Genomic DNA, 12,719 nt, shown 5'->3' with positions numbered 1-12,719 from the left:
GACAAGTGAAGCTTGATTTAAAGGCCTTTATTTTAATTCACCATTTAGTTGCATCACTATCGCCATAATTATACCTATACCTATGGTAAGTACTACAAATGCAATTGTAAATAGAATTATAAAGAGAAGGGTTTTCAGTATTATTTCTTTAAAAGTTAAATTGAAGAGTCTTTTAAGAAGATAGCAATGATAAAGTAAGGTTGCTATATAAAAATAAGTGCTAAATGCTAGATAGTAATTGGCGTTAATTACTAAAATTAAAAGCCCTAGAATTGCTGAAATAATAGAATATAGCGACATGCTGTACATGTAAATTACCAAATGCTCGGTAAAATTGTATTTTTTCTTATTAAATAATATCCAAGAAATAACGGCAAACAAAGGAATCATTGAAGCGTAAATAAGCGACGAATAATCCAACGAAAAATCTGATGAAGACGCCATAATATCTTGCGAAGCTTTATTTGAATGCATGGCTGTGCTATCAAATAGGTTTGAAACATCTAAAGCATTTTTATAGAATTTTCTAATAATAAAAATAGTAAATCCGGTAAGTGTTAAAGAAATTCCGAAAAAACTTATAGGATTGATATACCGCTTTCTAACACCTTTAACATAACTATCAATAACCTGCTCTGGTGCTTTAATTAAGCAGATAATGGTGGTAATTAAAGTGTTGTCGTAATTGAAAAAAGTTTCACCCAGATGTTGAGTTATATTTTTTAAGGTTAACCGTTTTTTAATGACTTTACCACCACAATTATGGCAATAGGTACTTAATTGGTCTAGGTTAGTATTACAGTTTTTACAATTCAAATTATGCTAAATCGGTTTTAATCATAGTGGTTAACTCTGTAGTGTCCTCAAAAACGACAAATTCTCCATCTTTAAAATAAGAAATATGTCCAGTTTCTTCACTAACAACTAGTGCCAAGGCATCGGTTTTTTCGGTAACTCCAATAGCGGCTCTATGGCGTAAACCAAAACGTTGCGGAATGTTTTTTTCGTTATTTACAGGAAGAATAACACGTGTAGCTTTTACAATATTATTACTAACCACAATAGCACCGTCGTGTAAAGGGCTATTTTTAAAAAAGATACTTTCAATTATGGGCTGAGTAACTTTTATATTCATTTCGTCGCCAGATTGCGATAAGAAATCTAAGTTGTTATTACGCTCAAAAACAATTAGCGCCCCTGTTTTAGACATGGACATTTTATTACACGCCGAAACTACAGCATCAATATCGGTTTCGTTAGTAGTTTCAGTTTTTAAAAAGTTTATTTGCTGAAAAAATTTACCACGTGTTCCTAAATTTGTGGAGCCTACCATGAGTAAAAACTTCCGTATTTCTGGCTGAAAAACCACAATTAAGGCAATAATACCTACTTTCATAAAGCCACCAAATATGCCTGTAAGAAGCTCCATGTTTAGAAAATCGGTTAGCATCCAAGCGCCGTAAATTATAATAATTCCAATAAAAATATTAATGGCAACGGTGCCTTTAATTAATCGGTAAACATAGTAAAGTAGCAGTGCTACTAGAATAACATCTATAATATCGACAAGGGTAAATTTTAAAAGGTCTTTAAAAATATCCAATGGAAGTGGGTTTTGGTAAATTTAGTAAAAAAGGGTTAATTAAAAATATATTCATTCTTGGAAATAATGACGTTATCTATATCCTTTTTTAAAAGTATTGATTTAAAATTAATATATTCTTGAAAAGTTATGTTTTCATTGAATTTTAAAATAAGTTCGGTTATAGAATGTTTGTTTTTAATTAAATTTTTAAAGCTTTCAGATAGATGAGATTTGTCTGAATTTTTAGTTATCAGATTTTCTACAGCATTTCTAATGGCTCCATTTTGTCCATTTAAGGTGATAACGTATTGATTGATTTTTTCACTTCTAGTAAGTTTAGGGAATGAATCTTTTTTTGTCATTTCTATATAAACAACATCGGTAAAATCTATAAATCCTAAATTCTTTTTACTCGTGTTGTTACAAGTAAAATAGTTTTTTACACCTTCTTTTTTATGACTAGAATTGGCCTTTTTAACTTGAAGGTATTTTATATGCGGAATAACTTGTTTAAGCGTTAAGCGTTTATCGACATTAATCAACCAATTTGTAGTGCTTATCAGGTTTTTTCGGTTTAGTTCTACACTATCCGTTTTAGTTTCATCGTAAAATAAGTAACCAGGAGAAACATCTAAGATTTTTGTAATTTCAGAATGATTAATCTCTGGTAGTAACACGACTTTATCATTTCCGCAGGAAAAGAAAACAGTTAAAAGCAATACGTATAGTAGGTTCTTCATAATCTAATAATCTATTAATCTGGTTAATTTTATACATTCCATAGCTTCCTTAACATCATGCACTCTCAAAATAGAAGCGCCTTTTTGCAACGAAACTGTATTTAAAACAGAGGTGCCGTTTAAAGCTTCTTTGGCTGAGGTTTCAAGGGTTTTATAAATCATAGATTTTCTAGAAATACCTACAAGTAAAGGTTTTTCAGTTATTTTAAAAAGCTCTAATTGATTTAGCAATTCAAAATTTTGCTCTAAAGTTTTAGCAAAACCAAAACCAGGGTCTATAATAACATCTGCAATACCTAGATCTTTTGCTTTAGCTATTCTTTCAGAAAAATAAAAGAGCACATCTTTAACCAAATTAGTATAATTGGTCTGTTGTTGCATGGTTTGCGGAGTGCCTCGCATGTGCATCATAATATACGGTACACGCAGTTTCGCAATAGTTTGCAACATATGGTCGTCTAACTTTCCAGCCGAAATATCATTTATCATGCAAGCACCAGCATCAATACAGGATTTTGCTACTTCACTTCTAAAAGTATCTATGGATAGTAAGGTTTCTGGAAACGCCTTTAAAATTAGGTTTATAATTGGGATAATACGCTTTAACTCATCGGTCTCGCTAACATGGTCGGCATTAGGGCGCGAACTATATGCGCCAACATCAATAAACGTAGCACCGTCGTTAAGCATTTGCTCAACGTGTTTTAAAATTTCGGCTTCGTTTTTATGCGAGTCACCATCGTAAAACGAATCTGGTGTAACGTTTAAAATGCCCATCACTTTTGGTGACGATAAATCAATAAGTTTGCCTTTGCAATTAATTGTCATAATCTTAAAATTCGAGTATCAAATTCCAAACCTAAAACTTTAAATTTGAAACATCAAAGGTAGTCTTCAAAACTTTAAACCTTAAACTTTTGAACTTTAAACAATTTAAGCGAAATTTACGCAAAATTGAAATTAGTTCACCATATATGCAAGATACTTCAAAACAATATGATGCCGTAATAGATACCTGTAAAAGTTTATTTATTAAAAAAATGAGTGATTACGGAAGCGCCTGGAGAATATTAAGGTTGCCATCGTTAACAGATCAAATTTTTATTAAGGCACAACGTATTAGAGGCCTACAGCAAAATGAAGTTCAGAAGGTTGATGAAGGACAAGAAAGCGAGTTTATTGGAATAATCAATTACTGTATTATGGCTTTAATTCAATTAGATAGAGGTGTTGTTGAGCAGCCTGATATGTCTACCGAAGAAGCTACAGCACTTTACACCGAAAAAGCAGCCATTACAAAACAGCTTATGGAAAATAAAAACCATGATTATGGCGAGGCTTGGCGAGAAATGCGTGTTAGTAGTTTAACCGATTTAATTTTACAAAAATTATTGCGTGTTAAACAAATTGAAGATAATAAAGGAAAAACTTTAGTGAGTGAAGGTATTGATGCTAATTATCAGGATATGATTAATTACTCAATTTTCGCAATGATTCATTTAAATGAAAAATAATTAATAGTTTTTTTTGACAACAGTTTCCCTCCTAAAAAGGAGGGATTAAGGGAGGTGTTCAATTATCATCTTCAATTTGAATGAAAAATTGTTGTAGTTCCTATTCAAATAGGAAAACACCAAGAAAGTATATAACTTAAATTAAAAAGATTCCTGCCTTCGCAGGAATGACAAAATTTATGAAAACATTAGTAAACATATCAAGAATCCTAGTAGGTGTATTATTCATTTTTTCAGGATTTATAAAACTTAACGACCCACTTGGATTCTCATATAAATTACAAGAATATTTTAGTCCAGATGTTTTAAATATTCCATTTTTAGAACCTTATGCGCTTATAATTTCGGTGTTTGTTGTGGTTTTTGAAGTGGTATTAGGTGTATTTCTGCTTATTGGTTACAAACCTAAATTTACCGTTTGGAGTTTGTTATTAATGATTGTGTTTTTCACCTTCTTAACATTTTACGCGGCTTATTTCGAAAAAGTAAAGGATTGTGGCTGTTTTGGCGACTTCATAAAATTAAAACCTTGGGAAACCTTCTGGAAGGATGTTGCACTTTTAGTGTTAATTGTAATCCTTTTTATAGGTGTTAAACATATTAAACCAATTTTTGGAAACCTTGTAACCACTGTAATAGCATTGTTAGGGTTTATATTAAGTTTGTGGTTTGGTTACCATGTATTAATGCATTTACCAGCAATAGATTTTAGAGCATATGCTATAGGTAAAAATATTCAAGAAGGTATGCTTGTACCCGAAGATGCACCAAAACCCATTCAAGAATACAGTTGGAAATTTAAAGTTAACGGCGAAGAAAAAGTTATTAAAACCAATGGCTCTTACCCATCTGTAGAAGGCGATTTTGTAGGTGTTGAAACTAAAGTGATACAAGAGGGTTACACGCCACCAGTAGTCGATTTTTCTATTGAAACCGATACCGACGATTTAACAACGCACTTTTTAGAACAAGAGCACTTGGTAATTGTAGTATCTTACAGTTTAGAAAGTATCGAGCAAGGAGGCGCTTTAAAATTAAAAGCATTACAAGATGAAGCCAGACGAAATAATTTTCAAATTATAGGTTTAACAGCTTCTGGCGAAGATGCTAAACAACGTATAAACGAAGCCTACAACATAGATTTTACTTGGTATTTATGCGATGAAAAAGCTTTAAAAACAGTAGTGCGTTCAAACCCTGGAGTTTTAGAGTTAAACAAAGGCTTGGTTAAGCAAAAAGTACATTGGAATGATATTGAAGATTTAAAGTTGCCTAAAGTAGAGAAGCCAGTGGAACCTAAAAAGCAAGAAGATATAATTGCTTATTTTATAAATGATGTACCTTCAACAAAAGAAGAAGTAGAGGCTATAGATTCAGAAAAAATTGAAAGCATAAATGTTATTAAGGACTCTACACAGGTTAAAGCATTCAATCTAGGAAAGGATAGTGTTTATAAAGAAATAGTGCAATTGAAATTAAAAGAAGAATAATTTACAACGAAACTATTCCGTGAACATTAGTGAAATTCGTGTCAATTTAAAAAACAACAACTGATAAACTACTTACTAAATAAAATCTTTTACGCGCTCCTCACATTACTTGGGGTGGTTACTGTTATTTTCTTTTTATTTAGTGTGCTTCCCGGAGATCCTGCTCAAATGATGATGGGACAAAATGATGACAGCGAGCAATTAGCTATCGTCAAGAAAAAGTATGGTTTCGATAAGCCAATAAGCACCCAGTATTTTTATTATTTAAACGATTTATCGCCTATATCGTTTCATTCTAATAATTCCGAAGATTACACCTTCTTAAGCGATGGGAAGTATAGCGCAACCCAATTATTCGCATTAGGAAACACTACAACGGTTTTAAAGGCACCATATTTAAGAGAATCCTTCGCAAAACAAGGAAAGCGCGTTAGTCAGGTGTTATCAGAAACACTACCAAACACTTTTGTTTTAGCTGTATCAGCCATTATAATCGCCATTATTTTAGGTGTTTTATTAGGAATTGTTTCTGCATTGTATAAGGACGGTTGGCTCGATAAAACCATTCAAATATTCAGTACGTTTGGTATGAGTATTCCATCATTTTTTAGCGCGATTTTATTTGCGTGGTTCTTTGGCTATTTACTGCACGATTATACTAATTTAGAAATGACGGGCAGCCTTTATGAGCTAGACGATTTTGGCGAAGCCATGCATATAAAATGGAAAAATTTAATATTACCAGCAATTGTACTAGGTATTCGTCCGTTAGCAGTGGTTATTCAACTTATGCGAAACTCGTTGTTAGAAGTTTTTAATCAAGATTATATAAGAACCGCTAGAGCAAAAGGGCTAAGCGAATTTCAAATTATAAAAAGACACGCCGTTAAAAATGCTTTAAATCCTGTAGTTACAGCAATTTCAGGATGGTTTGCTTCCATGTTGGCAGGAGCTGTGTTTGTAGAGTATATTTTTGGTTGGAACGGTTTGGGTAAAGAGATCGTAAATGCATTAAACACTCTAGACTTACCAGTAATTATGGGCTCGGTGTTAATTATAGCCGTTATGTTTGTAATTATTAATATTTTTGTCGACATAATTTACGTGTGGTTAGATCCAAAAGTTAAATTAGAATAATGTCCTGCTCAGGCTAAAATCTCCTTAAAAACATAACATGAAAAAAATAATATACACGCTTGCTTTATTAGTAAGCCTATTAAGCTGTAACTCGCAAGAACCAACGCAATTCTCAGAGGAGGCTTTAAACGATTCTTTTATAAACCTAGAAGGTAATGCAACAACCTTCAAAAGCATTTTAGAAACGCATAAAGGTAAAAATATTGTTGTAGATATTTGGGCATCATGGTGTAGCGATTGTATAAAAGGTATGCCTAAAGTAAAAGCATTACAAGAGCAGTTTCCAGATGTAGCCTATGTGTTTTTATCACTAGATAGAGGGCAAGATGCATGGAAAAGAGGCATAAAAAAATATAATGTAACCGGCAATCATTATTATTTACCAAATGCTAAAGATTGCGATTTTGCAGATTTTGTAAATATTAGCTGGATTCCTAGATATATGCTAATTAATAAAGCTAGCGAAATCGTTGTATTTAATGTTATTGAAGCTAACGACGATAAGTTGATAGAAGCATTAAAAAAATAGTTATTTTTGTTCTATTAGCAAATATTAATTTTAGCTTGTTTAGTATAAAATCTAGAATATTAAAACATTATGAGAAAACAAATTGTAGCCGGTAACTGGAAAATGAATAATGATTTAGCGCAAACCGAAGCGTTAATAGCGGCATTAAAAAAGCAAACAAAAACAACTGATGCCGAAGTAATGGTAGCACCAACAGCAACTAACTTATGGCAAGCATATAATTCACTTAAAGGTGTTAATATAGAAGTTATAGCACAAAATATGCACTTTGCAGAAAGTGGTGCTTACACTGGCGAAGTTAGCGCAGCTATGTTAAAAAGTATCGGTATTGAAACGGTTATATTAGGCCACAGCGAGCGTCGTGAGTACTTTAACGAAACCGACGAGCTTCTTGCCAAAAAAGTAGATGCAGCTTTAGCAAAAGGTATGCGTGTAATTTTCTGTTTTGGAGAAGAATTAGCCGATAGAAAAGCAGGAAACGAAGAAACTGTAGTAGGACTTCAAATTAAAAATGCATTATTCCATTTAGGAGCAGCAGACTTTCAAAACATTGTTTTAGCTTATGAGCCTGTTTGGGCCATTGGAACAGGCGAAACTGCAAGTCCAGAGCAAGCACAAGATATGCATGCATTTATTAGAGCGACTTTAGCAGATAAATACGGAAATGATATTGCCGATGAGGTTTCAATCCTTTACGGTGGTAGCGTAAAACCAGCAAATGCCGAAGAGATTTTCTCTAAGCCAGATGTAGATGGTGGATTAATTGGTGGTGCAGCACTTAATGCAGACGACTTTTTTGCTATTGTAAACGCGTTCTAGTAAATTTAAAATAATAAAAGTATTATCTAAGGGTATTCCCTAGTTTTTAAAAACTAGAGAATGCCCTTAAGTTTTTGGTTTTAGTTATAGTTAGCTTGCAGTTAGCTATTTATTAATTAAAATCAATCCTCATGAAAACTTTAAAATTACTTTTATTAATATGTTCTTCTTCGTTATTTGCTCAGGTTCCTGCCAATAACGAATGTGCTAATGCAGAACCTATTACGATACCCACTGCTTCAGCAATAGTAATTTCACCAAACTTTACCGAAGCAACTGAAAGTCTTGATGCTTCATGTAACACAGCGTCTGTAAATAATAAAGATTTATGGTATACATTCACTATGCCTATTGAAGGTATATTACGTATTAGTAGTACTTCGGTAACTAATTATTTTACTATTTATGATACCTGTGGTGGCGCAGAAATTGAGTGTAGTAAAGACGATTCTTCTTTTAATAGTTTAACAAATGGAAACACTTATCTTTTAAGGGCTTCTTACCAATTTGACAATGGTGGAGCTTTTTCGCTTCAAGCTTTAACTGCTGCAGCTAATGATGAATGTACAAATCGAGAAACAATTTCCATTAGTACATCAAGTTTTACACAACCTAATCCCGATTCAAGTTATGCGTCTAAAAGTATCGAGGCTAGTTGCGATTCTCCTAATAATCTATATTTAGATGTGTGGTACGAATTTATTATGCCAGTTAATGGTAATGTTGAAGTAACATTTTCCAATAATAAACAAACGTTTACACTTTATGATAGTTGTACAGGCAATGAGTTGCAATGTTTTTCGGGTATTGGATTATTTGAAAATTTAAGTCAAAATTCAACGTATAATTTAAGAGTTGCAGAGCGGTCTACTGAAGTGGGTACTATGAATTTTAGGTTACAAGCCTATGCATTTGCTTTAAATAATGATTGTGAAAACGCTGAAACTATAACCGTCGAGACAATAAATTCTAATACCTACCAAACAGATTTAAGAGCAGCCAAAGAAAGTTTAGACTCCACCTGTGAAATAGCAAGTGATACAAATTTCGATTTGTGGTATAATTTTACAATGCCTGTAACTGGAAATTTAAAAATAGAACAATTGTCTGGAATTGATACAGTAACACTTTATGATAGTTGTGGTGGCACCGAAATTTCTTGTCAGTCGGGTTTGCAAATTATCTTTGGGTTAGTTGAAAACACTAATTATGTAATAAGGATTGCCTCTATATATCCAACAAATAAACAACCTAGATTTCAGGCGTTTACCAAGGCAGAAAATGATGAATGTGGTACTAGTGAAACGCTTTCTATAACCACAAACGATTTTACGCAATACACCGTAGATGCTAGAACAGCGACCGAAAGTCTTAATAGCTCATGCGATACAGAATCAGACATTAATTTAGATTTGTGGTTCGATTTTGTAATGCCAGTAACCGGCAATTTACAAGTTTCTGGCACTACATTTCATTTAAAGTCGACTTTATACGATGCTTGTTCTGGTAATGAAATAGGGTGCTTTCAAGGTAACGGAACCTTTTCAAATTTAATATTTAATACAACTTATAAGTTACGGGTTTCACAAAAATTGAACGATTCCAATTCGCGAAATTTTAGACTACAAGCCCTTGAAAATATTTTTAATGACGAATGCTCTTCTCCTCAAAACATAGTAGTTCCTACAGAGGGGTACATAACAACTTCAACCAATAATGGGGCAGCTACCAATAGTGTAATTACCGCTTGCGAACCTCCAAGCGAATCGCTTACCGTACAAGATGTTTGGTATAGTTTTACCATGCCAAGTACTAATGATATTGAGATTAGTCACTTATCTGAAAATGTGTTGGGGTATTATGCTTTATTCGATGCTTGTGGAACCACAGAGTTACAATGCTTTACTAATAGTGGGTTTTTTACTAATTTAACTCAAGGAAATGAGTATTTATTAAAGGTTGGTAATCTATCTTCTCAGTCTGGTATCTTAAGTTTTAATATGTCTGCGCAACAAGTAGCGCTGGTAGTAAATACAGTAAGTATTAAAAATTTAAAGCTGTATCCAAACCCAACAACCAATGTGTTTCATATAGAACATTCAGGGCAAATGAATTTACAAAACCTTTCTGTTTTAGATTTGAATGGCAGGGTAATTAAATCGGTTAAGTTGCATGATAATATGAAAACTATCGATATTTCAAGTTTGCATCCTTCTGTATATATAGTGGTTATTGAAGCTGCTAACGCACGTTTAATTAAGCGTATTATAAAACAGTAATGTGTTTTTGTATCTTTAGATAATTAACAAAATTGAAATGAACTTCCAATTATTTCTTTTAATGCTAGCATGTCTTTTATCCAGCGTTTTAAACGCTCAAGATAAAGAGAACGCTTATTCTAAAGATAGTTTAAAAGTGGTTTCCTTACTAAATTTAGGGTATAAGTTAGAGGCTAAAACCCCGCATAAAGCTATTTCAACGTATAAAAAAGCGGCTAAAATAAGTGAATCTCTACATTTTAATTTAGGGAGTTTTAGGGCCTATAGTTATACTGCCATTGTGTTTAGTGATTTGGCATTGTATGACTCTGCCATATATTATAATAAAATAGCATTGCCCTTTGCTAAAAAAATAAACTATGAAAAAGGTATTGCAGCAACCTATATAAATTTAGGGAATACCTATCAATTTTTTGGTAGATATGATAACGTGGTAGATAATTATATTAAGGGCATTCAAATATTTAAAACCATAGCAGATAGTTCAAGTGTTTCGCAATCATATCAAAACTTAGCTGCTCTTTTTAGTGCCATTAATCGGCATGATAAAGAAATTGAGTATTTAGAATTAGCGTTAAAAAATAACCCTAAAGATAATAAGGTTCAAAAAGGAATGATTTATGGCGATTTGGGTTTAGCGCAAACTAAATTACATATGATGCCCAATGCTTTAGCGTTTTTTAATAAGGCTGATAGTATTTCTAAGATTGTATCTAACAACCGTTTAAGTTTTTTTGTGTCAAGAAATTACGGAGAATATCATTTATTAACTCAAGATTATAAAAAAGCCATTCCGTTTTTTGAACAAGCACTTCACATTAATAACGGTATAAACGACGAGTATTATCGTGCAGAAGTGCTCCTCAAATTAGGAGAAGCCTATTTGAACTTAAAACGCTATAAAGCGTCTAAAAGTTATTTGGAAAAAGCCTTAAAGTTTGCCAAGAAAAATAATATTAGAGAAATTCAAGAACGTGTTTATTTAGAGTTGGCATATATAAGTAAAAGTCAAGGTGATTACAAAGATGCTTACACCTATAAAGAATTAAGTTCTAAGTTTTCAGATTCGTTAAAAAATGAACGCTTTATAAAACAAATAAATGTGTTGGAAGCGCAATTTAAATCCAAAAAGAAAGACAACGAAATTTATGAACAACGATTGTTGTTAGCCGAACAGGAAAGCATTATAAATAAAAAGCAAATGCAAAATAAAATAGCTATAGGTTTAGCGCTCTTATTTTTAATTATCTCTTTAGCAAGTTGGCTTATTTACAAACAACGCCAAAAACGGAAAGATCAAGAGTTATTAGTCATTAAAAACGAAGCACAAATAAATTCATTAGAGTCTTTAATAGAGGGCGAAGAAAAAGAGCGCCTAAGGATTGCTAAGGAATTGCATGATGGCGTAAACGGAGAGCTTTCGGCTATTAAGCATAAGTTAAATACCTTGTTAGAGCTTAATAATAAAACCATTGAAGAGGCTGTTGTAATGATTGATAAATCCTGTGAGCAGGTGCGAGCTATTTCACATAATCTAGTGCCACCAGTACTCGAAAATTTTGATTTGAAAACGGCCATTGCAGATTATTGTTCCAATATGAATAATATTCATGAACCAAAAATAACATTTGATTTTTTAGGGGATACCTTGAGTTTATCTAAATTAACAGAGGTTAATGTTTTTAGAATTACACAAGAATTGCTTACCAATAGTATAAAACACGCTAAAGCAAAAGAGATTAATGTGCAGTTAAGTTTTAGATATAATATTATTCAACTAGCTGTAGACGATGATGGTGTGGGGTTTAATACGTTAAACCTAACATCTAATGGGCTTGGTATTTCCAATATAAAAAGTAGGGTGGCGTTTTTAAATGGAGAAATTGATTTTGTATCTTCGGAAAACGGAACATCCGTAAATATTCTAATAGATATCGCAAAATTCAATCATGATTAAGGTTTCAATAACAGACGATCATTATGTAGTGCTTAAAGGCATTGAATCCCTTTTAAAGGATGAAAAGCATATTAATGTTATCTCCATTCATGAAAATGCAAAAGATACCTTAAAAGCCTTTAAGGTTAAAGAGCCAGATATTTTGTTTTTAGATATTAATTTACCAGATATTAATGGTATAGAACTCACAAAAACCATAACAAAAACATTTCCTAATGTTCGAATTATTGCCTTAACCAATCATGAAGACGTATCGTTTGTAAAACGTATTTTAGATAATGGAGCATTTGGGTATCTTCTTAAAAATGCACACAAAGCCGAATTGTTAGAAGCCATTTCTACCGTTACTAAAGGCGAAAAATTTCTTCAGGAATCCATAAAGAAAAAAATTTTAAATCAGTCTTTAGGAAGAACAGAAAATACTGCGTTTCAGCCTAAACTTACAAGAAGAGAAACCGAAGTTTTAAGGGCTATTTTTGAAGAATTAACCACGCAAGAAATATCAGAAAAACTATTTGTAAGCCCAAAAACTGTAGAAGCCCACCGCATGAATATTATGAGCAAGCTAGGAGCAAAAAATAGCGTTGGTATTATTAAAATAGCTATCCAGAAGCAGTTGTTGTAAATGTGGGTTTAAAATTTCTTATCTTTTATTTTTATAAATAGAAG

At 32.4% G+C, this 12,719-nt stretch carries 12 protein-coding genes; 8 read left to right on the top strand and 4 right to left on the bottom strand.

From position 1 onward, the window contains the following. Nucleotides 1-27 precede the first annotated feature (27 nt). The 4 genes from AAFN75_RS02060 to folP are packed head-to-tail and all read right to left on the bottom strand — an operon-like array spanning nucleotide 28 to nucleotide 3,153. Nucleotides 28-816: a DUF3667 domain-containing protein gene (locus AAFN75_RS02060; protein ID WP_411808019.1), complete on the bottom strand. Its 789-nt coding sequence runs from the start codon at nucleotides 814-816 to the stop codon at nucleotides 28-30. Nucleotide 817: 1 nt separating this feature from the next. Further along, a complete protein-coding gene (locus AAFN75_RS02055; RefSeq protein WP_144116557.1) occupies nucleotides 818-1,603 on the bottom strand; it encodes a diadenylate cyclase in 786 nt (261 codons plus the stop codon). A gap of 35 nt (nucleotides 1,604-1,638) precedes the next feature. Next, a complete protein-coding gene (locus tag AAFN75_RS02050; RefSeq protein ID WP_411808018.1) occupies nucleotides 1,639-2,325 on the bottom strand; it encodes a hypothetical protein in 687 nt (228 codons plus the stop codon). A gap of 3 nt (nucleotides 2,326-2,328) precedes the next feature. Beyond that, nucleotides 2,329-3,153, bottom strand: a complete 825-nt coding sequence (gene folP, locus AAFN75_RS02045; RefSeq protein ID WP_411808017.1) for a dihydropteroate synthase — start codon at nucleotides 3,151-3,153, stop codon at nucleotides 2,329-2,331. A 146-nt stretch (nucleotides 3,154-3,299) separates the two neighbouring features. Between folP and AAFN75_RS02040 the strand changes: the two genes are divergently transcribed. The 8 genes from AAFN75_RS02040 (at nucleotide 3,300) to AAFN75_RS02005 (ending at nucleotide 12,675) form a co-directional block, all read left to right on the top strand. Next, nucleotides 3,300-3,839 carry a DUF1599 domain-containing protein gene (locus AAFN75_RS02040; protein ID WP_411809261.1) on the top strand — a complete coding sequence of 180 codons (540 nt, stop codon included), beginning with the start codon at nucleotides 3,300-3,302 and terminating at the stop codon, nucleotides 3,837-3,839. A 179-nt stretch (nucleotides 3,840-4,018) separates the two neighbouring features. Next, on the top strand, nucleotides 4,019-5,329 hold the full coding sequence (locus AAFN75_RS02035; protein ID WP_411808016.1) for a BT_3928 family protein: 1,311 nt from the start codon (nucleotides 4,019-4,021) through the stop codon (nucleotides 5,327-5,329). Nucleotides 5,330-5,389: 60 nt separating this feature from the next. Next, a complete protein-coding gene (locus tag AAFN75_RS02030; RefSeq protein WP_411809260.1) occupies nucleotides 5,390-6,466 on the top strand; it encodes an ABC transporter permease in 1,077 nt (358 codons plus the stop codon). A 37-nt stretch (nucleotides 6,467-6,503) separates the two neighbouring features. After that, nucleotides 6,504-6,995: a TlpA family protein disulfide reductase gene (locus tag AAFN75_RS02025; protein WP_411808015.1), complete on the top strand. Its 492-nt coding sequence runs from the start codon at nucleotides 6,504-6,506 to the stop codon at nucleotides 6,993-6,995. 69 nt (nucleotides 6,996-7,064) lie between these two features. After that, nucleotides 7,065-7,814: a triose-phosphate isomerase gene (tpiA, locus tag AAFN75_RS02020; protein ID WP_411808014.1), complete on the top strand. Its 750-nt coding sequence runs from the start codon at nucleotides 7,065-7,067 to the stop codon at nucleotides 7,812-7,814. A 131-nt stretch (nucleotides 7,815-7,945) separates the two neighbouring features. Next, entirely contained in the window at nucleotides 7,946-10,093 is a 2,148-nt protein-coding gene (locus AAFN75_RS02015; RefSeq protein ID WP_411808013.1) for a T9SS type A sorting domain-containing protein, read from the top strand. A 37-nt stretch (nucleotides 10,094-10,130) separates the two neighbouring features. Continuing rightward, a complete protein-coding gene (locus tag AAFN75_RS02010; protein ID WP_411808012.1) occupies nucleotides 10,131-12,050 on the top strand; it encodes a tetratricopeptide repeat protein in 1,920 nt (639 codons plus the stop codon). Then, entirely contained in the window at nucleotides 12,043-12,675 is a 633-nt protein-coding gene (locus AAFN75_RS02005; RefSeq protein ID WP_411808011.1) for a response regulator, read from the top strand. The genes AAFN75_RS02010 and AAFN75_RS02005 overlap by 8 nt, the downstream gene beginning before the upstream one ends. Nucleotides 12,676-12,719: the final 44 nt, after the last annotated feature.

Origin of the sequence: Algibacter sp. AS12, assembly GCF_046736315.1 — a bacterium.
In the GTDB taxonomy this organism is placed as follows: Bacteria; Bacteroidota; Bacteroidia; order Flavobacteriales; family Flavobacteriaceae; genus Algibacter_B; species Algibacter_B amylolyticus.
Note: the sequence above shows the minus strand (reverse complement) of the source record. Positions and strands in the feature narration are given on the sequence as shown.

What these genes read in the sequence shown, in the direction of transcription:
- AAFN75_RS02040 (WP_411809261.1), top strand. Translation starts at nt 3,300, where the DNA reads ATGCAAGATACTTCAAAACAATATGATGCCGTAATAGATACCTGTAAA.
- folP (WP_411808017.1), bottom strand. Translation starts at nt 3,153, where the DNA reads ATGACAATTAATTGCAAAGGCAAACTTATTGATTTATCGTCACCAAAA.
- AAFN75_RS02005 (WP_411808011.1), top strand. Translation starts at nt 12,043, where the DNA reads ATGATTAAGGTTTCAATAACAGACGATCATTATGTAGTGCTTAAAGGC.
- AAFN75_RS02035 (WP_411808016.1), top strand. Translation starts at nt 4,019, where the DNA reads ATGAAAACATTAGTAAACATATCAAGAATCCTAGTAGGTGTATTATTC.
- tpiA (WP_411808014.1), top strand. Translation starts at nt 7,065, where the DNA reads ATGAGAAAACAAATTGTAGCCGGTAACTGGAAAATGAATAATGATTTA.
- AAFN75_RS02010 (WP_411808012.1), top strand. Translation starts at nt 10,131, where the DNA reads ATGAACTTCCAATTATTTCTTTTAATGCTAGCATGTCTTTTATCCAGC.
- AAFN75_RS02025 (WP_411808015.1), top strand. Translation starts at nt 6,504, where the DNA reads ATGAAAAAAATAATATACACGCTTGCTTTATTAGTAAGCCTATTAAGC.
- AAFN75_RS02015 (WP_411808013.1), top strand. Translation starts at nt 7,946, where the DNA reads ATGAAAACTTTAAAATTACTTTTATTAATATGTTCTTCTTCGTTATTT.
- AAFN75_RS02050 (WP_411808018.1), bottom strand. Translation starts at nt 2,325, where the DNA reads ATGAAGAACCTACTATACGTATTGCTTTTAACTGTTTTCTTTTCCTGC.